24 protein-coding genes and 1 riboswitch are annotated in these 23,801 nt (G+C 34.3%); of the genes, 2 read left to right on the forward strand and 22 right to left on the reverse strand.

Annotated elements, in window-relative coordinates:
* Positions 1–68: 68 nt before the first annotated feature.
* The 13 genes from ACTSKG_RS04975 to prsW form a co-directional block, all read right to left on the reverse strand.
* Complete coding sequence (locus tag ACTSKG_RS04975; protein ID WP_144536905.1) at positions 69–341, reverse strand: HU family DNA-binding protein; 273 nt, start codon at positions 339–341, stop codon at positions 69–71.
* A gap of 509 nt (positions 342–850) precedes the next feature.
* Positions 851–2,329 carry a stage IV sporulation protein A gene (gene spoIVA / locus ACTSKG_RS04980; RefSeq protein WP_464757039.1) on the reverse strand — a complete coding sequence of 493 codons (1,479 nt, stop codon included), beginning with the start codon at positions 2,327–2,329 and terminating at the stop codon, positions 851–853.
* Between the two features lie 77 nt (positions 2,330–2,406).
* Positions 2,407–3,117 (reverse strand): hypothetical protein, encoded by a 711-nt coding sequence (locus ACTSKG_RS04985; protein WP_464757040.1) that lies wholly within the window; start codon positions 3,115–3,117, stop codon positions 2,407–2,409.
* A gap of 13 nt (positions 3,118–3,130) precedes the next feature.
* Complete coding sequence (locus tag ACTSKG_RS04990) at positions 3,131–3,337, reverse strand: DUF2768 domain-containing protein (RefSeq protein WP_464757041.1); 207 nt, start codon at positions 3,335–3,337, stop codon at positions 3,131–3,133.
* A 218-nt stretch (positions 3,338–3,555) separates the two neighbouring features.
* Positions 3,556–4,575, reverse strand: a complete 1,020-nt coding sequence (locus ACTSKG_RS04995) for an NAD(P)H-dependent glycerol-3-phosphate dehydrogenase (RefSeq protein WP_464757042.1) — start codon at positions 4,573–4,575, stop codon at positions 3,556–3,558.
* 218 nt (positions 4,576–4,793) lie between these two features.
* Complete coding sequence (gene der / locus ACTSKG_RS05000; RefSeq protein ID WP_464757043.1) at positions 4,794–6,104, reverse strand: ribosome biogenesis GTPase Der; 1,311 nt, start codon at positions 6,102–6,104, stop codon at positions 4,794–4,796.
* Positions 6,105–6,559: 455 nt separating this feature from the next.
* Positions 6,560–7,708 carry a 30S ribosomal protein S1 gene (gene rpsA / locus ACTSKG_RS05005; RefSeq protein WP_464757044.1) on the reverse strand — a complete coding sequence of 383 codons (1,149 nt, stop codon included), beginning with the start codon at positions 7,706–7,708 and terminating at the stop codon, positions 6,560–6,562.
* A gap of 97 nt (positions 7,709–7,805) precedes the next feature.
* Entirely contained in the window at positions 7,806–8,390 is a 585-nt protein-coding gene (locus tag ACTSKG_RS05010; RefSeq protein ID WP_464757045.1) for a lysophospholipid acyltransferase family protein, read from the reverse strand.
* Position 8,391: 1 nt separating this feature from the next.
* Positions 8,392–9,066 (reverse strand): (d)CMP kinase, encoded by a 675-nt coding sequence (gene cmk, locus ACTSKG_RS05015; protein ID WP_464757046.1) that lies wholly within the window; start codon positions 9,064–9,066, stop codon positions 8,392–8,394.
* 77 nt (positions 9,067–9,143) lie between these two features.
* On the reverse strand, positions 9,144–9,791 hold the full coding sequence (locus ACTSKG_RS05020; RefSeq protein ID WP_464757047.1) for a flagellar brake protein: 648 nt from the start codon (positions 9,789–9,791) through the stop codon (positions 9,144–9,146).
* A 146-nt stretch (positions 9,792–9,937) separates the two neighbouring features.
* Positions 9,938–11,218 (reverse strand): PepSY1/2 domain-containing protein, encoded by a 1,281-nt coding sequence (locus ACTSKG_RS05025; RefSeq protein ID WP_464757048.1) that lies wholly within the window; start codon positions 11,216–11,218, stop codon positions 9,938–9,940.
* A gap of 9 nt (positions 11,219–11,227) precedes the next feature.
* A complete protein-coding gene (sleB, locus tag ACTSKG_RS05030; RefSeq protein ID WP_464757049.1) occupies positions 11,228–12,016 on the reverse strand; it encodes a spore cortex-lytic enzyme in 789 nt (262 codons plus the stop codon).
* A gap of 66 nt (positions 12,017–12,082) precedes the next feature.
* Positions 12,083–12,778: a glutamic-type intramembrane protease PrsW gene (prsW, locus tag ACTSKG_RS05035; protein WP_464757050.1), complete on the reverse strand. Its 696-nt coding sequence runs from the start codon at positions 12,776–12,778 to the stop codon at positions 12,083–12,085.
* A gap of 178 nt (positions 12,779–12,956) precedes the next feature.
* Here prsW and ACTSKG_RS05040 point away from each other — a divergent pair, with 178 nt between their 5' ends.
* Complete coding sequence (locus ACTSKG_RS05040) at positions 12,957–13,928, forward strand: asparaginase (protein WP_464757051.1); 972 nt, start codon at positions 12,957–12,959, stop codon at positions 13,926–13,928.
* 230 nt (positions 13,929–14,158) lie between these two features.
* Here ACTSKG_RS05040 and ACTSKG_RS05045 read toward each other — a convergent pair whose 3' ends face one another.
* From ACTSKG_RS05045 to ACTSKG_RS05070, 6 genes are all read right to left on the reverse strand, one after another.
* Positions 14,159–15,133: a YpdA family putative bacillithiol disulfide reductase gene (locus ACTSKG_RS05045; RefSeq protein WP_464757052.1), complete on the reverse strand. Its 975-nt coding sequence runs from the start codon at positions 15,131–15,133 to the stop codon at positions 14,159–14,161.
* 26 nt (positions 15,134–15,159) lie between these two features.
* Entirely contained in the window at positions 15,160–15,936 is a 777-nt protein-coding gene (locus ACTSKG_RS05050) for a metallophosphoesterase (protein WP_464757053.1), read from the reverse strand.
* A gap of 74 nt (positions 15,937–16,010) precedes the next feature.
* Positions 16,011–16,643 (reverse strand): CBS domain-containing protein, encoded by a 633-nt coding sequence (locus ACTSKG_RS05055; protein WP_464757054.1) that lies wholly within the window; start codon positions 16,641–16,643, stop codon positions 16,011–16,013.
* Between the two features lie 72 nt (positions 16,644–16,715).
* Positions 16,716–17,312, reverse strand: coding sequence for a LysM peptidoglycan-binding domain-containing protein (locus ACTSKG_RS05060; protein ID WP_464757055.1), 597 nt, complete (start codon positions 17,310–17,312; stop codon positions 16,716–16,718).
* Positions 17,313–17,393: 81 nt separating this feature from the next.
* A complete protein-coding gene (locus ACTSKG_RS05065) occupies positions 17,394–18,809 on the reverse strand; it encodes a RecQ family ATP-dependent DNA helicase (RefSeq protein ID WP_464757056.1) in 1,416 nt (471 codons plus the stop codon).
* The gene (locus ACTSKG_RS05070; protein WP_464757057.1) at positions 18,802–19,836 is read right to left on the reverse strand and encodes a YpbB family protein; all 1,035 of its coding nucleotides are present in this window, start codon (positions 19,834–19,836) and stop codon (positions 18,802–18,804) included. The genes ACTSKG_RS05065 and ACTSKG_RS05070 overlap by 8 nt, the downstream gene beginning before the upstream one ends.
* A gap of 111 nt (positions 19,837–19,947) precedes the next feature.
* Between ACTSKG_RS05070 and ACTSKG_RS05075 the strand changes: the two genes are divergently transcribed.
* Positions 19,948–20,196 carry a ferredoxin gene (locus tag ACTSKG_RS05075; protein WP_464757058.1) on the forward strand — a complete coding sequence of 83 codons (249 nt, stop codon included), beginning with the start codon at positions 19,948–19,950 and terminating at the stop codon, positions 20,194–20,196.
* Positions 20,197–20,940: 744 nt separating this feature from the next.
* Here the strand turns inward: ACTSKG_RS05075 and ACTSKG_RS05080 are convergent.
* The 3 genes from ACTSKG_RS05080 to sigX form a co-directional block, all read right to left on the reverse strand.
* Positions 20,941–21,534 carry an ECF transporter S component gene (locus tag ACTSKG_RS05080; RefSeq protein ID WP_464757059.1) on the reverse strand — a complete coding sequence of 198 codons (594 nt, stop codon included), beginning with the start codon at positions 21,532–21,534 and terminating at the stop codon, positions 20,941–20,943.
* A gap of 159 nt (positions 21,535–21,693) precedes the next feature.
* Positions 21,694–21,827, reverse strand: a riboswitch (FMN riboswitch).
* 144 nt (positions 21,828–21,971) lie between these two features.
* Positions 21,972–23,231 carry a hypothetical protein gene (locus tag ACTSKG_RS05085; RefSeq protein ID WP_464757060.1) on the reverse strand — a complete coding sequence of 420 codons (1,260 nt, stop codon included), beginning with the start codon at positions 23,229–23,231 and terminating at the stop codon, positions 21,972–21,974.
* Complete coding sequence (gene sigX, locus ACTSKG_RS05090) at positions 23,224–23,760, reverse strand: RNA polymerase sigma factor SigX (RefSeq protein WP_464757061.1); 537 nt, start codon at positions 23,758–23,760, stop codon at positions 23,224–23,226. Before sigX ends, ACTSKG_RS05085 begins: the two co-directional genes overlap by 8 nt.
* Between the last annotated feature and the right edge of the window lie 41 nt (positions 23,761–23,801).

Raw genomic sequence — 23,801 nt, forward strand, 5'->3', positions numbered from 1 at the left:
AGTGAATGAAAAGAACGGCTACCGTGAAGATAGCTTCATGGTAGCCGTTCTATGTACTACAACATCAGTTATTTAACTGCGTCTTTAAGCGCTTTACCTGGTTTAAATGCAGGTACCTTGCTTGCAGCGATGTCGATTTCTTTACCAGTTTGAGGATTACGACCTTTACGTGCAGCACGTTCACGAACCTCAAAGTTACCAAAACCGATTAATTGAACTTTTTCACCATCTGCAAGTGCAGTTTGAATTGATTCAAATACAGCTTCAACTGCTTTTGAAGCATCTTTCTTAGAAAGATCTGCCGCTTCAGCAACTGAATTCACTAATTCTGTTTTATTCATAACATTCACCTCCTCTCAAAGGAAGATAGCTTCAATCCTGTAAAAAGAGTATCACAACCAAAAAGGCTACGCAACACTATTTGTACGTCTTTTAGGAACTTTAAGCAAAAAAAAGTGTTTTTGATGAAATAACGGGACTTTTCACATAGACAAGAATAGTCCCGTTACAAGTAAAATGACAAAAGTCCGAGTATTCTATACTCTCGTTACCCGTTATTTACTGTGATTTATGAAAAAAGAAAAACGCAATCACCTTTTAAGTACCAAACCTTTTTCCTGAGGGCTATGGACAGATTTGGCTATATCATTACCGAAAGCTAATGAAAGAGGCAGGTCGTGACTTTAGTCACAACTTACCTCTTTTTGGTAATCTTTTAGCTGTCATCTGCTCGTCGCAGGAAATCAACCTGTTCATGACAAATAAGTTTTTTACGCTCATCTGTTTAAAAGTAATGAACAAAAATAAATGGAGGGATTTCTAAGAGTTGTCTTAGTAACCCTCCATATGCTTATAAAATAAACGTAACTAAGCCTCTATCCCCTTCATTAACCATTCTTTCAATTGTTTCACGCATTCTCTTTTTAGCTATACCGGAAACATTTTCTGTTTTATAACGTAAGCTTTCTTTCATTACTTCTACAAGAGAAGTGCCGAAAACTTGTGTTTGCCATAATGCATCCCGATCATGTAAATAACCATGTTTTAAATCTTTTAGTAACTGCTGACTATGAAACTCGGAACCAATTAATGGAGCAAACTCTGCCTCCATATCTACTCGAATTATATGAAGAGATGCAGCTTTTGCTTTTAGACTAACTCCGTAGAAATTATTTTGCTTTATAATTTCCGGTGCTGAGGGTTGGAAATCTTGAAGCGTTGGGAGCGATACCCCGTATCCATGTGTTCTTGCTGCCTCTAATGCTTCCGAAAATTTATGGTAGGCTTTTTTAGCAGTCGAAGCTTCCTTTACGAATAAGAGCCAATCTTTTTTGGATTGAATAGGCTCTTCTAACCATTCATCACAAACTTCTTGGAAAACTTCTGGTTTTAAGCCAATTTGTATACATGCTGAGCCTCGTCCCGGGTTCGCTTCTACTACATCTGCTGATTGGATGAAGGGAACTTGTTTAAATCTAGATGCAAGCTCTTTCACATCTTTCATTTTTGACACTATTTGAAGCCATTCTTGTAAAGAAGAAGTGATCGCATTGTTTACAAAATGATCTGGTTCTAAGACGTCGGTCCAATCTGGTTTAATGAGTTCAATATCTGTAATTGGGAATTCATAAAGCGCCTGTTGGAGTATGTATTGAATTTCCTCAGCAGTCATTCTATCCACAGCTACTGCAATAACAGGTACTTCATGTTCTTTTTGCAACTCTTCACATAATTGAATTGTATTTGCATGACCAGGCATTTTACTGTTTAACACAATAACAAATGGTTTACCTATTTCTTTTAATTGTGCAATGATTTGTTGCTCTGCACTTTCTGCTGCTTTTCTTGGAATATTATTTACTGAACCATCTGTTGTTACTACAATCCCAATAGTAGAGTGATCTCTAATCACTTTGTCAGTGCCAATTCTTGCAGCTTCTTCAAATGGAATGGCTTCACTATGCCAAGGTGTATGCACAAGTTTTTGCCCTTCTTCTCCAGAATGAGTTTTAATGCCATCAATCATATAACCAACACAATCTACTAATCTAATTTGTAAACGTAATTGTTCTTCTCCAAGATAAATATTGGTTCCATGGGCAGGAACAAACTTTGGTTCAGCGGTCATAATTACGTTACCTGGTGAACTTTGTGGAAGCTCATCTTGTGCTCTCAATCTTTCTGATTCCTCTTTTATATTAGGAATAACTACAAGCTCCATTACTCGTTTCACAAAAGTAGATTTACCAACTCGAACTGGCCCTACAACACCAAGATACACATCTCCATTAGTACGCTCAGCTATTTGTTCATAAAGTTTATTTGACATGGATACTCTCCTTTCTTCGCAGTTTAATATATGCACAAAAAAAACGTTTCATGCATACACATGAAACGTTCATTTGATTATTTGGATAACATAAAAACTGGTTCATTTTTTTCATTTACCGTATAGGGAAGTGAATATGCAGGAACGATTGCAAAGTTATCCGTGAGCAAATGACGGATGTCCTCGCCCGGTATTACTTTTGTTTTGTTTTCTTGTAGAATATGATTTAGTTCGATCGAGTAATCTACATACATTTTCCCATCTCCAGTAGCTACTAATGGTAAATGTGTATCTGAGTATGGACTTTGTACGGACAACTCATTTTTGTAGCCCATCTTGTTGTAATCTAGCTTATATACCCCATCTGCTATTGTTTCTGCAATCGGACCATAACCATTAATGCCTTTACGATAATTAATGTCACGCAGTGTATCTGCTATTCGCAAATCTACCAATTTTACTGTTGGATTATCATCAACATCCATTAAAACATACTGATAAATTCCACCTGCTTCATATGAGTTGGCTGGTGACTTACCCATATATCTTGGAATAATCTTTGTAAAATCGATTGGATATTTGATATATTGATCTGTTTCCATATCTCGAGTTTTAATCGGTAATAGGCCACCAGAATCTTCTCTAAAGCTATTAACTGCGGTTTGAACCGCGGTTAGCTGATCTTCATAAGGCAATAAATTTTCGGGCTGTTGTCCACTTTTAAAGCCACAACCAGTTAAAATAAGCACTCCTAAAAGTAAAATTGCTAAAAATTTTAAGTTTTTCATTCGAATCTCCTTACTAAGCTTTTGTTGGATTAAAGATTATATATACCATTGTAATGAAACCGATAAATAACAATATGTATGCGACTAAACCAAATATAGCTTTAAAGAATTTATTTTGAAATTTTGTTTTAACAAAAAACATAAACAACATGGCTAAAAATAAACTACCCATAGAACCAAATGAAATCCACATTTTTTCCATCGATGTAACTAATAACATTGGCTATCCCTCACCTTTCTAAAAATTAGAAGTATTACACATCAAAAAAGAGTTGCAATTTGTACAACCCAATTTGTTTTTTTATACCTTTATATTTTGGTAGAATTATTCAGACTTATAGTAAACACTTCTCTAAGGAGTATCCCAAGCTAGATACTTTGGATGCAAAGTCTTTTTTCTGAACTAACTTACAATAGATGCTAAGATAATCTATAAAATTAAAACGTCTTATAATCCTCTAACTCATGCTTTTTAGTGCGCATCATAAGATTATCCACAGCTTCTTTCGGATTTACATTTTCAAATAATACCGAATAGAGGGCTTCAGTTATAGGCATACTCACTTGTTGTTTTTGAGCAAGCTGATAAGCAGCTTTTGTTGTACGAACTCCTTCTACTACCATCCCTACTTCTTCAAGGACTGCCTCAAGTGTCGCACCTTTGCCAAGTAAATTACCCGCTTTCCAATTTCGGGAGTGTACACTCGTACATGTGGCAATTAAGTCTCCCATACCTGTTAAACCCGAAAAGGTATAGGCTTCGGCACCTAAACTTATACCAAGTCTTGAAATTTCCGCTAAACCTCTTGTAATAAGTGCAGCTTTTGCATTATCACCATAACCTAATCCATCTACAATACCAGCTGCAAGTCCGATTACATTTTTTAAGGCTGCTCCTATTTCTACACCAATAACATCATCATTTGTATACACTCTAAAAGAGTTATTCATAAATAGGTCTTGGATTTTTTTGGCAGCTTTTAAATTCTCACTCGCAGCAGTAATTGTTGTTGGGTGATGTAATACAACTTCTTCTGCATGACTTGGCCCTGAAAGTACTACAATTGCCTCTACTAATTTAGTAGGTAATTCTTCCTCAATCATCTCAGATATCCGTTTTAATGAATTTGGTTCAATTCCTTTAGACACATGAACCAATAGTTTTTTTTCAGTCAGTAAATCTTTCATTTCCTGACAAACTTCTCTAATAGCTTTTGTTGGTACAGCAATTATTATGGTTGTAGCATGAGTAATAGCTATCCCGAAATCATTTGTAGCACGTAAATTATTTGGAAGTATTGTATTTGGTAAATACTTTTTATTTGTATGTTCAAAATTTATTTCCATCGCTTGGTTTTCTCGATGTGACCACAAAAGACAATCATGATTATTATTAGCTAATACCATAGCAAGCGCTGTACCCCAACTACCCGCCCCTAGCACAGTTATTTTCTCCATCCAATTTACACTCCTATCAATTAAGCCTCGGCGAATTGCCCAAAAATTTCACGAGTATGCTCGGAAAAATCTGTATCAATCGCCGGAGGCTACTTAATTCAGCCGGTGTCAGCCTCAAACCAAAGTGTAGGCATTTCAGCATTCTTTGAAATTGAGAACATTTACCTTCGTTTACTCGTCACTATATATGTTACATAGCTAAATATACACTTATATGATTAAGTTCTTGCACGAGTAATGATTCGGATAGGAGTTCCTTCAAAATCAAATGATTCACGAATACGATTTTCTAAAAATCTTTCGTAGGAGAAATGCATCATTTCAGGTTCATTTACAAAAACAACAAACGTTGGTGGTTTAATAGCCACTTGCGTCGCATAGTAAATACGTAATTTTTTCCCTTTATCTGTTGGAGCTGGGTTACGAGCAACCGAATCTTCAATCACTTCATTTAATACAGATGATTGAACGCGAAGTGAGTGATTCTCACTCACTCTATTTACAACCGGTAAGATAGCTTGAACACGTTGTTTTGTTTTAGCAGAAACAAAAACAATTGGTGCATAATCTAAAAATTGAAAATGCTTTCGTATTGATTTTGTCATTTCATTCATTGTTTTATCATCTTTTTCGATAGCATCCCATTTATTCATCACAATAATTACAGCTTTTCCACCTTCATGTGCATACCCTGCAATTTTCTTATCTTGCTCTTGAATACCTTCTTCGGCATTTAATACAACTAAAACGACATCAGAACGTTCTATTGCTTTCAATGCTCTAAGTACACTATACTTTTCTGTCGTTTCATACACTTTACCTTTTTTACGCATTCCTGCAGTGTCAATCATCACATATTCTTGCCCATCAAATGAATATTCTGTATCAATTGCGTCTCTTGTAGTACCAGCAATATCACTTACTATTACTCGGTCTTGTCCTAAGAATGCATTAATAAGGGAGGATTTCCCTACATTTGGTCTTCCAATTAAAGAAAACTTAATGACCTCTTCCCCATATTCTTGATCATTTGGTTCAGGAAAGTTTTTAGCAACTTCATCTAAGAGGTCTCCAAGCCCAAGTCCATGAGACCCTGAAATAGGAAATGGTTCACCCATTCCAAGAGAATAGAAATCGTAAATCATCTCTCTCATATCGGGATTATCGATTTTATTTACCGCTAATACAATAGGTTTTTTTGTTTTGTATAATATTTTTGCTACATACTCATCAGCACTTGTTATGCCTTCACGACCATTTGTCAAAAATATAATTACATCTGCTTCGTCCATTGCAATTTCTGCTTGTTGCTTAATTTGCTCTAAAAAGGGTTCGTCACTTAATTCAATTCCACCCGTATCGATAATGTTAAATTCGTGTGTCAACCAATCTGCTGAACTATATATACGATCACGCGTAATTCCAGGAATATCTTCAACTATGGATACACGTTCTCCTACGATACGATTAAATATAGTTGATTTGCCAACATTTGGCCTACCAACGATTGCTACTACTGGTTTTGTCATTACTTATTCATCCTTCCAACTTCGTCTATTTTGTATTATACAACAAAATGACAAAAGCAGGCGACTTTATAAAATCGCCTGCAGGGTATTTATTAATATTTGACTCAATTTCATAATTCAAAGTTATAGCATAAAACATGAACAATATTAAAGCGAAATATGAGAATATATATAATATACTCTTCATAAATCAAGTTGATTTCCGCTATCGGCGGACGCTTTCCGCGGGGTGAGCGATGAGCCAACACCGCCGCATTCGCGTCGTTTGTGATGGCTCATCTGTCTCACAGAGGAACAAAGGCTAAGAGCGCCACATCGTGTGGCAACGCCTTCGTGACCAACATCCTGTTGGCCTCCGGCTGGAGTCGCCGCCTGTCGCTCCAATCAATAAAATAATCATTTGTTCTTTTTTAATAATTAAATGCTATTAAATGCTATTTATGAAATTAACTCATTTAGTTTTTATTTGTAAAATCTTTTAGCTTGTCTCCTAGTACATCACTTATGGAGAAACCTTTAGACTCTTCTGGTAGTTGATAATCTTCTAAATTATAATCGTTCTCATTTTCGATTAAATCTTTTATGCTTAAAGATAAACGTTTATCAGTACTATTTACATCTAGTACTTTCACTTGAACCTCTTCGCCTTCTTTAAGTATTTCATGAGGTGTCGTAATATGCTTATGAGCTATTTGTGAAATATGAACAAGTCCTTCTACGCCCGGAAATACTTCTACAAAAGCTCCGTAAGAAACAATACGTTTAATAGTCCCTGTTAACACTGCACCTTTAGATGCTTTATCTTCAATATCTGCCCAAGGTCCTGGTAGCGTATCTTTTATAGATAAAGAAATTCTTTCAGAATCTCTATCTACTGATAAGACTTTTACACTTACTTCTTGTCCCTCTGATAACACATCTCCAACATTCTCTAAGTGATCGTGGGAGATTTGGGAAATATGAACAAGGCCATCTACCCCACCAATATCCACGAAAGCGCCGAAAGAAGCAATTCTCTGTACAGTACCTGTTAATATATCTCCACTATGGATATTTTCAAGTGTTTTTTGTTTGCTTACAGCTTTCTCATCTTCTAAAACTGCTTTATGAGAGAGAATTAGGCGATTTTTATCTTTTTCAAATTCAACGATTTTAAAAGTTAATACTTTACCTTTGTAATCTTCAAACGATTCCACGAAATAATCTTCAATTAAAGACGCTGGGATAAAACCACGCACACCTAAATCTACTACTAATCCACCTTTTACTACTTCTTTTACTTCTGTTTCGATAATTTCACCTGAATGGAATTGTTTCTCTAAATGGTCCCATGCTTTTTCCGCGTCTACTTTTCGTTTAGAAAGTACAAAATTAGCATCTTCCACTTTTGTGATCATTAGTTCTAGTTCATCACCAATGGAAACGGCGTCGGATGCTTTTTCAATATGCAAGCTAGATAGTTCACTTATCGGAACTATACCATCAAAAGGTGCACCTTCAATTGTTACGATTGCTGACTTTTCATCTACTTGCGCAACCGTCGCTTTCACTAGATCTCCTTCTTTAAACTCATGTGTGTCGACTAAGTTCATTTCTTCTGACATATGATATCCTCCTTCACAACGTCTCATTACTATTTTATGCGAACTAGCTTAGAAATACAAAAGGAAGCCCTTATCAAATTTTAAAAAATTGATTATTTCATTTTTTATATTGTTCAAGTAATTGACTGATGTTTGACATAATAACCTCTGTTACTTCATCTGGAGATGCTTTTCGCTCTCGAAATGGTTCTATATCAATCATTTCACCAAAAACAATTTTTAACTTTCTAAAAGGCTTATATGGACCAATAATTGCACAAGGTACTACATTAGCTTCTCCTCTGAGTGCAAAGAAACCTGCTCCACTAAAACCTTTTCCTAACGTTCCATCTTTACTTCTCGTTCCTTCTGGAAAAAGTCCTACTACTTCTCCATCCTTTAAAAGTTTTATAGCGCGTCGAAGAGCATCACGATCACTCATTCCTCTTTTTACAGGAAATGCGTTAACCCCAGGAAGAATGCTTTTTAGAATAGGAATATGAAACAATTCTTCTTTTGCCATAAAATGTACTGGTCTAGGAGCATTGATACCAACAACAGGTGGATCCAGTGCTTCTATATGGTTGGAACATAAGAGAATGCCTCCGTCTTTAGGAAAGTTCTCTGCTCCGATTACTTCAAATCGATAAATTGGTTTTAAAGCTGCATATACTACAGTTTTCGCAAATGAATAGAGGTACATATTAGATCATCCTTTCTTTTGCAAGTTCCATAATTTTCTCTGATACTTGTTCTATAGTAAGAGAAGTTGTATCAATGAATATCGCATCTTCTGCTTTTATTAGCGGAGAAGCTTCCCGTTCACTATCCATTTTGTCTCGAAGTGCTATTTCTTTCATAAGGATTTCTATATTTGTACTGATCCCTCTTTTTTGATTTTCTAGAAAACGTCTTTTTGCTCTTTCTTCTACGCTTGCAGACATGAATACTTTTAGCTCTGCGTTTGTTAATACATGAGTCCCAATATCACGACCATCCATAACTATACCGCCGTTTTTCCCCATTTCTAACTGTCTTAATACCATTTCTTCTCGTAAATTAGCATGTGCTGCAACAATTGAAACAGAAGCAGTTACTTCTTCGGAACGAATTTCCTCAGTTATTTCCTCATTATCCAAAAATACTATTTGTCCTCTTGAAGACGGCTTCAGTTCAATAGATGTTTCATCTAATAATTTCGTTAACTTTTCACCGTCTTGCAAATCTATGTTAAATTGGATTGCTTTATACGTTATTGCTCGATACATTGCCCCTGTATCCACATATGTATATCCTAGTAGTTCTGCAGTTTTTTTGGCAATCGTACTCTTTCCAGCCGCTGCAGGACCATCAATTGCTATTTGTATTTGTTTTGTCATAATGTAGCCCTCCACTCTATTCAAGTTTATTTTATCATAAAACGTTACGTAAAAAAAAAGCCTGTATTCACAGACTTTTAATTCATTTCTCTTTTTCTTAAAAGTAGTTGACGCTCAAAACAAAATCGAACAATCTGTTGTTTATCCATATCATCTGTATCTGTAAATTGTAGAGACGCAAGTTTTTGTTGCCCTCTTTCCCATATTCGTATAGCTGTTGCGGTGGTTGAAACATACTTAATGTCACCATTATTAAATGCAAGCGGAAGTATTAAAGAGATTTCGTCTCCATCTTTAAATTCAACTTCTCGATTTAATATAACAGCTGATCCACCAGCACTGATATCATCGGTTACAAATTGATATCTTTTATCTTCAAACTGGACTGAAATATCCAAAGATGTACTAACACGTACGAAATCTCTTCTTTGGATTTTAATAATTTCCGAATCACCAGGCCAAGAAAGCTTAATCATCGGAATTTGTCCTTTTCTTTTTCCCAATACTTCAGTTTGAAAAGCGAAAGCAGCTTTCGATTCTTCCACATAAGTTGCACGAATTTGAGCACCTTCAGTTAAAAATACAGTTCTATTTGTCGCGATGTCAATTGGATAATCTACATAAACAAAATGTTCATCTAAATCAACTACTTTACAACGATATTTCTCTTCTTTTTCTACAAAAGTCGGTTCTAGTATTAGAATCGTCCCTAGTTTGATTTTCATAAGTAATCCCTCTTTAAGTGTGATTATAGTTCTATTATGACACTTAAAGGAATTAATTTCTATAAAATATTTTAAAGACACTAGTACTTTTTATTCCAATTATCAAAAAAACCTTTTTTGTAACAGGAATGCTACAACTGCTTTAGTTATGGTAGTTTTTCTGCGTTTAAAATCTCATGATTTTCTGTATCAATATAAATTTTGTATGTGCCAATAGAATCATTTTTAGTCAAAATTTCATAGGCCAAGCGTTGTTGTAGTTCCTTGTTTTCTACATATGACAATCTTTCTTCTTCCACAGAAAAATTATTTGAAAATAACTCTTTATAATTTAATGGTTTAATTGCTTGTGGCTCGATTTTTTCTTTTTGAATATATTCCATTGCATTTAATCCTAACAATTCACCATTATCTTTTGCTATTTTTAACTGTATTCCATCAGCATAGATAAGCGCTTTATTATTTGCATCTATTCTTGCAAAGGCTAAATGCCAAGCAATATTATTTTCTCGAAAATCTACCATTTCAGTATCTGCATAATCAAATGACTTCATATAACCCTTCGCCTTTTCTTTCATCTGCTCCACGCTAATAGTTGTTTTTTCAAACGGTCTTTCCATTAAAAAAGATAATAAATGTCCTCCTTTTTTCGTAAAGTCCGCATAACCAATACGTATACCCTTGTGATACTGTATATGATAAAAAGGATATGGAGCGTTGTTTGAGCTTTCCGTAATATGAATTGTTGCATCCTTTAATTCGGGAAATAACTTTGCAAATTTGTTTTTTACTTGATCAATACTTACTTCCGAATCTTGAATATGTTGCAGATCCTTCTTTTTTTGATTATCTGTTTCACTAGCTGTCATTGGAAAGTCGCTTTCCGTATAAGCTTTTACAGAATTACCTAGTGCTTTCCAAGTATTTTCATTATCTTTATTTACTTTATTTAATACAAATTGATTCACAATATAATCTTTTTTTCCTCCATCTTTAGTCGTAAATGCCCATTGATCGGATAGTTCTCTTAAATTTTCACGGGCAGATGTCATATTTTTTTGCCATTCTTCTATTGGTACTTTCCCAGTCTTCACAAGAGATGCACCATTACCTATTCTCGTTAAATAGTTCATCCATACAGTTGAAGTTTCGTGATCTATAGGTAAGGCAGAAATGGATGCTCTTACATCGGAGGATAGTCTCCAAACTTCATCAAGAGGTTTATCAAGTGCCTGTTTGTCTTTGAACATTAGAGTTTGATCAATGGAGTCACTTAGTTTTGTCAGTTTTTCAGATGCTGAAGTTAATTGATTGGAATATTGTATAGCAAGCGCATTTTCTAAACGTGTATTCTTACTTTGGACAGAAAAATGATACACAAGGAATATGACAGCGACAGAAGCAATTATCCATATAAATTTTTTCATTTTATCTCCTTATGAGCAAAAAATATGCTGTCCGATTGTTTTAATTTGTGGTCGTGACCAAATCCATTTACTAGTTGCTGTTTTCGGGTTGAAATAATAGATTGCATTTTCCGAAGGATCCCAACCGTTCAATGCATCTAGAACCGCTTCTTTAGCTCTTTCATTTGGCTCTAACCAAATCTGACCATCAGCTACCGCAGTAAATGCTAATGGTTGAAAAATTACTTCAGAAATTGTATTTGGAAAATCCGGATGCTCTACCCTATTTAAAATTACAGCAGCTACTGCTACTTGCCCTTCATATGGTTCACCTCTTGATTCACCATACACTGCATTTGCTAAAATTTTTAAATCTTTTTCTGAGTATTTCGGTGGAAGTTGCATTTTAGTACTTTCAGCCTTCTTGTTTTTTACTTGTTTTCCTAAGTCTGTGCCACCATAATAGGTAAAACTATTTCCTTTATTTATTTGTTCATGTACCCATGCTTTGTTAAATTCTGAAGCACTAACAAGCTTTTTCTTTGTTGCTTCTCCTAGTAAACCATCAACTGGAAGTCCATATTTTTCTTGGAAGTTCCTTAACGCCCAGTAGGTGCTATATCCAAATTTCCCATCAATCTCGCTTTTATAATATCCGATGAATTGGAGTCTAGCCTGTAATTCAATCACATCATCACCAAAAGCTCCACGCTCTAATATTTGAGTGGAGAAAGCCTGTGTAGATTCTCCTTGATTGATGAATGAATAGCTAATCGTACAAATGACCAAGCTAATAAGGATGTATTTTATTTGTTTCAAACGACATCTCTCCTTTATACATAGCTTGGATAATAAATCCCTAAATATACAAAAAAAATCTAGCATTTAGCTAGATTTCTCTTTTACAAAATATTCATGGTTTTCAAATCTTTTAGTCCGCATAAATATATGGGCTTTCTTTACTCTAGATAAACCAAATATCCATAAAAATAACATGAAAGGAACGATTAAAATCAAGTCAATTCCATTAATAAATAGTATACTATTATAAATACAGTGCAACACAAATGAAGTTAGAAATGAATAAGTAATTTCAAATTTAGCCGTTTTAGAATCGGTAAATTTAGCTCTTCCTAAATAATATCCCATCACTACACCAAATAATGCGTGACTTGAAACCGGTAGTAATGCACGTAAAAAAGCCTGGTCCATTCCATAATTTAATAAAAATAGTATATTCTCTACGGTTGCAAACCCAAGGGAAACACTAGCTCCGTATAAAATTCCATCATAAGGATCATCAAACTCAACATGTTTATAAATAGCAATAATTAAGATTAGCCATTTAAAAAATTCTTCTAACGCACTTGTTACTAAGGCTTGATGAACAAAAATAGAGGATAGTACTTTTTCTTCCTCGATTACATGTTGTATAAATAATATTGGGAAAGTTAATATGGCGCCATATATAAATGTATGTAACAATAATTTTGAAGGTTCTTCTGAAATTTCTCTTCTTAAATAGAAATAACTTAAAAGCGCAAGTGCCGGAGCAATTGCAACGGAAAGTAGTATGAACATATTTTTACTCCTTCCACTTAAATCATTTGCTTCGACGTAATTATTCCGTAAGCGGTACTTGTGCTTGAGGATGAAATATAAAGTAAATCTATTCCATCCATTGATCACATATGAGTGTGGCCAATTTTTATTATACATTACATTTTAGATAATTTGTAAAAATTACGGAGGTATTTTTTTGAAAACTATATTACTAATTCATACTGGTGGAACAATTTCCATGCAGGTACAAGCAGAGACAGGAGCAGTCATACCGACAGATAATAATCCCCTTATATTTGAGGGAGAAAAACTTAAAGAACACGCTAATATTATTGAAATAGAAGCTTTCAACCTACCTTCCCCTCATGTAACGCCAACAGAAATGCTCATTTTAAAGCAGTTAATTGAACGCTATACTAAGGAAATGAAAATTGATGGTGTTGTTATTACCCATGGAACAGACACACTGGAAGAGACGGCATACTTTCTAGACCTTTCTGTGGAAACAGCAATCCCAATCGTTCTTACAGGAGCAATGCGCTCTTCCAATGAAATTGGATCAGATGGGCTATACAATTTATTGTCTGCAGTTAAAGTTGCATGTTCAGATGATGCAAAAGAAAAGGGAGTTCTAGTAGTATTAAATGATGAGATACACACAGCGGAAAACGTGACAAAAACCCATGCCAGCAATGTTAGTACATTCCAGAGTCCACAATATGGACCAATTGGTTTTATTTCAAAATCAATTGTCCATTTTCATCATTCGCCTAATCATCGTGCCGTGTTCCCAATTCAAGCTATCACGAAAAGGGTGGCATTATTTAAAGTATATGCAGGAATGGAGCCAGATTTATTAGAAGCTTCAGTAAAATTAGGTTATGACGGAATTGTTTTAGAAGCATTAGGTCAAGGAAACGTACCGCCAAGCCTCGTTCCAATTATTGAAGAAATTTTGAAAAAAGAGATACCGATTGTGCTTGTTTCTAGATGCTTTAATGGAATCGCACAGGATGTATATGGATACACTGGTGGTGGAAAAGGTTTAAAAGAAAAAGGTGTAATTTTCACAAAAGGTTTAAATGGACAAAAAGCGAGACTCGCGCTACTTATTGCACTTAATCATTCCGATCAAAGCAAAGCAATGGATAATATTTTTTCTATTTAAGAAATGCACAAGCGCCTATGTCTACCTTGACAAGTCGCTCTTTTACGACTTTAGAAATAGGTTTAAACCCTTTTGGATAATAAAAGAAAAGATTGTTTCTTACTCATACAGAGAACTCCCGAAGATACAATCTCGGGAGTTCTTTTAATTCTTTATTTGGTGTAGACTTCCTATTTTTCATGGCCAAAAAATATATATACTTTCTTAGTCTGTTAAAAGTGAAAGGAATTTTAACTGTCTTGTCGATTTCTAGCTATTTCTTGAGCAATTTGCCCACCATGAAAACGTCCGTTCTCAATGAAAATTTCATTTGCATTGTTACCTGCAGCAATAACGCCTGCTATAAAAACACCTTTTACATTCGTTTCCATTGTCACCTCGTTAATTGACGGCCTTCCAGTCACAGGATCGATTTGGACTCCCATTTTTTCTAAAAAAGAATGATTGGGATGATAACCTGTCATTGCAAATACAAAATCATTTTCAATTTGAAATTTACCATTTGATCCCTTTAAATATGCGAACTGTTCATCAACGGAAAGGACTTCTGTATTAAAAAACATGTCAATTTCTCTATTCCGAACAAGCCCCTCAAATTCTGGTAAAATCCAAGGCTTAATACTTGGAGAATAATCACTACCTCGATATGAAACAGTCACATTTGCTCCTGCTTTGTGCAACTCTAGGGCTGCATCAATTGCAGAGTTTTTACCACCGATTACTAAAACATCTTGAGCAAAATAAGGATGACCTTCTTTAAAATAGTGAAATACTTTTGGTAACTCTTCACCAGGGATGTTCATATAATTTGGTTGATCATAATAACCTGTAGCAAATATTACATATTGGGATGTATAGATCGCTTTTGAAGTAGTAATTAGGAAATTATTTTCTATTTTTTCAACAGTTTTTACATGTTCATATTTATTTACTTTAATGTCCTTTAATCTTGCAACTTCTCTATAATAAACTAAGGCTTGATTTCTTTTTGGTTTTCTTTCTTCAACAATAAATGGTACATTACCAATCGCTAATTTCTCACTCGTACTGAAAAAGGTTTGGTGTGTAGGATAGTTATAAATTGCTTCAACAATATTTCCTTTTTCAATAACAACATAATTTAATCCAATTTCTTGTATAGAAATTGCCGCAGCTAATCCGCATGGACCCCCACCAACAATTAGTACGTCAACATTTTGTTCCAACCTTAAAACTTCCTTCCATCTTACTTCTAATTATTTTCGTCTACTTTTCCAAATAAGGTAATAATATGGCATTCTGACTTTGCCCCTAGTCTTAAAGGAACACCTGTTGTACCAAATCCATTACTAATAAGTTCTGAGCTATTTTCTTTTTGCCTAAACGTACCATTTTCATAAATACCAAATGGACCAAATCGTATTTGGCCGCCATGTAAATGGCCTGCCAACAATAGATGTGGGCAAATTATTTTTTTAGCATTATGAAAGAATTCTGGTGCATGAGATACAAAAATAATAATATCATCTTTAGATACATTCTGAAACGCATCATATATTTTAACCCTACCACTAAATCCATCATTAATTCCAACAAGACGAATTATTGATTGACCAATTATTATTCCTGTAGATGTATTGTTTAATATGTGTACATCATATTCGTTTAATATTGAATTTAATTGCTTTTCTCCTATTTCTCGATCGTTATTACCGTATACATAATAAACGATTCCTAGTTTACTTAACTGCATGATGTTTGCCTTTGTTCGTGCTATTGGGACTCCTTTTTCGGTTAAATCCCCTCCAATCACGACTATATCTACTCTCCCTTGAAGAGAATTAATTAGTTTCTCTGGTATTTTTCTTCGATGAATATCTGAGATAAAAAATACATGAAACTGTTCCCCATCCTTCATTTCTTTAATGATGATGGAATGTTTTTTTACGTTAACTTGAAATGCTAAAGTCAGCATATACAAAAGTAAAATAACAATGAAGATTATAAAAAGTAAAATAAGATAATTCACTAAAAAAATCCTCCTACTTAAAAATACAAAAGGACAGGGATATCCCCTGTCCAGTATCACATTTATCGAGCTGATTATGAATCTTTAAAAATGTGTAATACACGAAAACCGGACTTTTCAAAATCTGCTATAATCTTTTCCAGTTTCTCATCATTGTCAATTTTTAAAACAATTCTGCGCGCAAGTTTATCCGTTTCATCAAATGTAACTAATGAAATGACAGGTGTATGATATTTGTGTAATATATCGGATACTTTTAATATTCGCCCTTCTGATTCAACAGAGGTAAATGTTATTCTTGTTCCCTTACTATTCATACCGAATGCGCTACGGAATTGAGTAATTGTATCGTATCTAGTCACTATTCCAAGAAATTTTCCCTCATCTAATACTGCGATGATTGGAAAATCATACAACTTTATTAATGCACTTTCAAAAACATCATCTATATTTACGAAGACATCTTCTCTTACAACTACATCCATTACAGTCGTTTGGTTTAAGAAGATTTCTCTGTCGACATCACTATAGAAATAGGCTTTGTATAAAAGATATTTATTAAACATTCCTTTATACATTCCGTTTTCAATTATCGGTAATGCATCAATTTCTTTCTCATCTAATTGTTGGAGTGCTTCCATCAAAGAAGCATTACCATTTACAGTCAAACATTTTTCTTTCGGAATCATTACACTTTTAACAAACATATAAGCACCTCTTCCATTACAGATTAATGATATATATTCGACAAATGCGCTTAATATCCCTTCTTCTAATTTTTAAGGTAAGATGAGTTTTTGACCAGCTGAAATACTGTTAGATTTTAGTCCATTTGCAGCTCTTATTTTTTCCACTGCGTTAGGATCTTTATAATAATTAATAGCTATTCGATAGAGTGTCTCATTAGCTTGAACTATATGTGTTTTTTGCTGAGAAACCTCTTTTGTTTCTGTTTTTGGCTCTGTTTGTTGTTCTTTTTTTGGTTCCTCTACTTTAGAATTTTCTTTTATTTCAGTTTCTGGTATAGTCTCTTTTGGATTTTGTTCTTCAACAATCTCTGTTTTATTCTCTTCATTATCTTCCTTATTGTCATCTTTACCAGTATTAGAAATCGGTTTTGTTTCAACTGTTATGACACCTGGACTTGCAACGTCTTCAACCTTTCCAGTGTAGAAAAATTGAACATAAATTAAAAAACAAACTGGTATTAAAATAAAGATAAAAAATAATGTAGGTATTAATAGGTTTTTAGTTTTTTTCTTTTTTTTCTTTGTGTAGCTGGATCTTCTACTTCTTCTAGACTCCGTCATATCTTCCTCAACACCAATTGACTGTCTATGCTCATCTATTTTTTTTTGGTAATCATCTTGTTTCATATTGTTCGAACTCCATTCATTTCCTTCTTTTCTAATTCTATTATGACGAATTTTGTAGAAAAAGTAAACTTCCCAACAATATTACTGTGGAAGCAATTCATTTAGCCTGAGTTTCCAATTGAGTTGTCTTTTCTCTTCATCCTGTTCGATTCTTTTTGTGAGCACGCGATGAATGTCAAACGAACAAACACTACAACAGTTTACCGGCCGTTCATTTAATTGTTCTTCGAAGTTGTTTAACAGTTGCTCCCTTATACACTTTTCATTTCGAAATAAGTTAAACAATTGCTGTATTTCGGTCCATTTCTTCGCTTTGATGTCATTAAACAATTTAGTTGTTTCTTGTTCAGTTAAAATCTCTTTCCAATAATTTAAAATACGAAAAGTCGTTTCAGGGAGTTGTATTTGTTTATTTTCCGATTGATAGACAAGTTTTATATCATCTTCCTGGGGAAAGTCCTGCATTGCAACGTAAAAGGCTTGCTCGACGTCTGAATCTGTATATACAAGCGAGGCTACAGATTGTTCACCATCTCTTGCGGCTCTTCCGACTTCTTGCATATAGCTAGCCATTGATGTTGGAATATGATCATGAATTATTTGTCGAATATTATTTTTATGTATACCCATTCCAAAAGCATTTGTTGCACAAATCCATTCCAATTCACCTTGTTGAAACTGTTGCTGAATTAAAACGCGATCATCTTGCTCCATTTTCGCATGATAAAAAGCAACTCTAACTCCTCTATTCCGTAATTCCTCTGCATAAAACTCCGTTTTTTTTCGAGATTGAGTATATAAAATCCCAGGACCATTAGTTGTTTTTATTCGTCCTAAAATCCATGCTAGTTTCTCTTTTTTATTTTCCAATTGTTGTACTTCATACGCAATAGAGGGACGATCTAACGAATGAATAAATTCATATGGTTCTTTCATATGTAAAGTGCTTTTTATATCTTGAATAACATTTTTTGTTGCTGTAGCTGTTAAAGCAAGAACTCGCAAATTAGGATAAGCTTCTAGCCATGTAGAAATTCTCAAATAATCTGGCCGAAAATCAAAACCCCATTGCGAAATACAATGAGCTTCATCCGCTACTATATATGCTATTTCAATATTAGAAAGTGCTTTTTTAAAACGTTCATTTTGAAGCATTTCAGGAGAAGTGAATATAAATTTATAAGCTCGTAAATTTTGAAGGACGAATTTTTTTTGTTCAAAAGTTAAAAACGAATTAATTGCTACAACTCGTTTTTCTCCCAACATTTTTAATTGTTCCACTTGATCCTGCATGAGTGATAATAATGGTGAAACGATAACTACCGTACCTTCCATCAAATAAGCTGGTAATTGAAATAATAACGATTTTCCCATTCCAGTTGGTAAAATAGCTACTACATCTCTTCCTTTTAGGACTTGTTGGATTATTTCTTCTTGCCCTTCTCGAAAAGATGAGTAACCGAATTTTCGTTGAAGTATCTCAATTAACTCATCCATTTACCTCTTCTCCTTTCGTGAGTGCAATTCTTATTTGGAAAAAACTAAGTTCCGGTAACTGCTCTCTAATACTTTTAATTTTTTTGGTTTGTAACTTCCTGGATATATACAATACTTTTCGTATTTGTTCCGCAGAAATAAAAGAAATGTAGGGAAAATCGCGTTTTGCAGAGACTATTTCAACTACATGGTCTTCAATTGTATTTAATTTTAAAGATCGCAATTCTGCAATTTTTTTGATACCATACCCTTTTGCAAATAACTCATAAGTTTTCGTTGCTGAGTCAGTGAGCGGAGTATGCACTTCAATATTTTCAGTAAGTATAAACAAGTCAGGAAACTTTTCGAGAGTTAACTTTTGTAAAATAATATGTAAGCATTCAATAAATAACAGTTTCAAATCGATAATTCTTTTATTGTAATGCCGAGCAAGTTGCTCCCATGTATTCCCACTTTTATCATTTCCACTTAGTCGATAAACAAATAACTCAGGGTGTATATCTTGAAAAATTGGATCTTCAAATAATCGCTCTAATTGTTGCTTAATTGCAACTACAAATGTTTTATCTTGAAAGTTCCTCGTTAATAAATAGTTCTTTACAAATTGATGAATCTCAAGACTTTTTTGATTTGGAATAAACCTTCTTTCATTCGCTTGAAAATTGGACAATGTTTGTACAACTAACTCGACTCTACCCCAAAAAATAAGTTCATTTCCTCTATATAACCAACCATTATATAAAGGCTTTTTCATTGAATTGACTAAAAGTAAACCTTTTTCCGTTAATGAAATGGTTGACTCATTTATATTAATATATCCATTAAATAATAATGTTGAAATTTCTTCATCATATTCTTCTTTTGATATTTTAGGATAAATTGAGAAAAATGGATGTAAGTTAAAATAAGTAACATCCTGAATTGTTTGTCCAGATTTTTTTCCTTTTAACAAATAAAATGGTGCTGTAGATGATCTCTCACCTTGAAATTTATGGATGATTAATAATAACAGTTGTTGAAAATACAATTGAAATACCTCTCATCTTAAATGTATTTTTGTTGAAATGTCGAGTAAACACCTTTAGAATGAATAAGATAGCTTATTCTTGTAAGTAGATATAAAGGAGAGAATATTGTAATGGCTAAATATACAATTGTAGATAAAGATACATGTATCGCATGTGGAGCTTGTGGTGCCGCTGCACCAGATATATACGATTATGATGATGAAGGTATTGCTTTCGTTATCCTAGATAATAACATGGGTACTGCTGAAGTACCAGACGAATTACTAGAAGATATGGAAGATGCATTTGAAGGTTGCCCAACTGATTCTATTAAAGTGGCAGATGAATCATTTGAAGGCGACGCATTAAAGTTTGAATAAAAAAAGCGCAAGAGTCACTTTAAGTGTATTTTGTCTTCACTAATTCCTGAGTACTTTGGACGAAACATAGGCTACATTATTACCATTTACTTTTTGGATCGTGAAGTGACTGAGTCACTTCACGATCCATTTTTTTGGTAATCTTGTGACGGATATTTGTCCGTTGACCTCTTGGAATATGTGTGGACATAATGCGTTTGGTTTTGATAATGAGAGAAAAAATGCTCCCCCTACTCATCTAAGAGCTTCCGAAGATACAATTTCGTAAGCTCTCCCCTTCCTTACCTTTAAAACCTATTTATTTTTTCCCCTAGTTCCGCTTGTCATAGGGATTAGCAAATGAAAGTGCCAAACTTTGCGAAGTTTCTTTCGTATTTGCAAGGTGCAAAAAATTGTTTTCGCTAGCAATAGCATCTCTTACTTAAGTACCACTCACTTTATAGATTGGAGTGAAAGGTGGCGACTCCAGCGGGAGGCCAACTGGATGTTGGTCACGAAGGCGTTGCCACACGATGTGGCGTTCTTAGCCTTTGTTCCTCGGAGACAGATGAGCAATCACAACGAACGCGTAAGCGGCGGTGATGGGCTCACCCCGCGGAAAGCGTCCACCTGAAACGGAAATCCGCGGTATTATTTAATTCTTTAAACTACTCTGAACACTGTTTTTGCAAGAAGATAACCAATAATCCATATTCTTTCTTTAAATAAAAGGTCGTTTCTCTTAAAAAGAGAAACGACCTTATTTTAATTAGTATTTGGAATGCTGAATGTTCTGTTCACCTTATCAAGCAATGGCTTCATTCGCTTAAATAAAACTATCATTACAATCGTCACTAAAATACCCTTTATTAAATTAAACGGTAAAATACCGAAAATAATCGTATTAAATAGCGCAGTACCTGTCTCCATAGGGAAATTCAAAAAATAGGAATACATAGGTAAAAACACAAAATAATTAAGCACGCTCATCCCTATTGCCATAGATATAGTTCCAGAGAATAGACCATACATAATCCCTTTTGAAGATGATGCTTTGCGATAAATTACATATACCGGTGTTAAAAATAAAATACTTGTTACAAAGTTAGCCATATGCCCTACTGGGACACCGGTAGGACTACCAGAAAACAACCAATCTAATACGTTTTTTAGTAATGCTACTAGAATACCTGCAATCGGACCCATTGTAATTGCTGCAATTAATGCAGGTATATCACTAAAATCTACCTTCAAATAGGCTGGTAACACTGGTAATGGAAATGCAAGTAGCATCAATACAAACGAAACACTACTTAACATAGCGATTGCAATAAGCATTCGCGTCTTACTTTTTGACATAATATACTCTCTCCTTTTGCGATTCACTCCACAAGAAGAAAAGTTCAGAACGTATTCCGTACTCAAAAAATCCCTTAAGCTAAAAAAATTGCTTAAGGGAGAAACAAGGCACACTAAAATAAGCGTATCCGTACTTGAGTATACGAAAAACGACTGTACCTTCACCTTCTCCCATCCAGACTATACTGTCGGCTTTGGAATTTAACCAAATCCTGCCTTAACGGCTCGCGGGCTCAAGAAAAAAATCTTCTAATACCGCCGATCGGGAATTACACCCTGCCCCGAAGATGAATCAATATTTTTTTTCTTCAAGATAATATCTTGAATTACTATCATCTTAACAAAAATAAAACAGACGTGCAATACAACTGTTTCAATATAGATGCATAAAAAGAATGCTAACCAATAAGATTACTAATGGCTAGCATTCAAAAAAATTATTTTTCTTCCATAATAAAACCGTTAGGACCTAATGGAATTGGAAGAAATTTTGATAAATCAAATTCTGCCCATTGCTGTTGAACAACATTTTCTAGCTTCACTTCTGTTCCAAAGCTGGCAGCTGTAAGAGCAAATGCTTCAATTAGTCCCGTTGCAGCAAATGAATCCATAGTTTTCAAATCTAGTGGATCGGTAAATCGAATAATTGCTTTACCACCAACATTAGAATAGTCAAACGTAACATTGGATGGAATGACTGAAGTATAGATGTCGTTATTTGACTCTTTCATTGCCAAAAATGCTTCTGAGATAGAATTGTACTTAGCACTAAAATTAGGTGATAAATAGCTTTTTCCACTTTGGGCAACGTAGTAAAAATAATTATGATAACCTAGCTTTCCATCCAATTTAATTGGTTCATTCAGAGTCCCTACCTGATTCCACTCAATTGGTGAACCGTCTTCATTTAATACTTCAATGGAATCGAAATCATTAAATATTTCATTGATTGAACCCCAATACGGACCTAGTGTACCTGAAGCAATGTCGTATCCATGGTTCTCAGGCAAATAATGCTTCAAAATCTTGCCTTCCTCTATGAAGTACCCTTTATATGGATGATATTCATCAAACCCCAATGCTTCTTCGTCAATTCGGCTACCAAAACGTTCATATAATTGAATACTATTCGGATTCATGTTAGGAAAATCTTTTTCCATTTGTTTCTTTGGAATTATTATTGTGATCGGAACAGATAATGCATTCTCTATTAACGAAAAATGAAATACTGTTCCCCCATTTAAACTTTCTTTGTAAACTGAGTTGGTTTTGTCCAATGGTACTAACTCTATATGAGAATCATCAAAACTAGAAATTGTCATCATTGAGTTAGATTGTTCAGTTTCCGTATCATCACTTGTTAGAGTTGCTTTCTCGTTAGTATCCATTGAACGCATATCTGACATTTTATTGCTCTTTTGTTCAATGGATTTGCTTGCAATCAAAGAAGATTCTTTATCATTGAAAAAGGATGAAACTAAAAACGTAAGAATAAGGATGGAGGCAATAGAAACAGCAAAAGGTAGCCACTTTGTTAAAGTTACACGAGTAGTTCGTCTTTTTTCATTAATCTTTTGATTTTCTATTTCCATTTTCACCCGTTTATACACATCTTCTTTTGAACGTTGATCTGTAAATTTGGGCATTTTATTTAAAAGCTCATCTAGTGCTTCTTCATCTTTTTTCCATTCACTCATGATGAACATTACCCTCCTTTTCTGTTACAGACAATCGTTCACGAAGAGCTTTTATCGCTCGATGTTGAGTTGTTTTTACTTTCCCTTCTGTCCAGTTTAAAATTTGAGCTGTTTCAGCAATGGAAAGTTCCTGAAAATAACGCATAATAATAACCATTTTTTGATCCCCTGTACAATCATCCAATGCGATGAGTAAAGACCTCATTTCATCGTTTAATTGCACCGAGTCTTCTGGAAGCATTTCAGTCGAAGCAAGCTGCATTGTTTCCCAATCAAAAGACTCGAACAACCTTTTTTTCCTTACTGTTTGTTTCCTAAAATGATCAATGGCAACATTTTTCGCGATTGAAAATAGCCATGTTTTCTCTGAGCTCTTCCCTTCAAATCTGCTATACGCCCTAAGAACACGCACATATACCTCTTGGACCAAGTCTTCCGCAGTTTGTCTATTTTTAACCAAATAGATGAGAAACTGAAAAACGTCTTGATGATAACTATCATACAAGCGGTGGAAAACGGAGTCATTCATATGCTCCCCCCGTTCTTTCAATTAGTCGTTCATGAACCTTT

The organism is Psychrobacillus syltrankelensis (genome assembly GCF_055454035.1).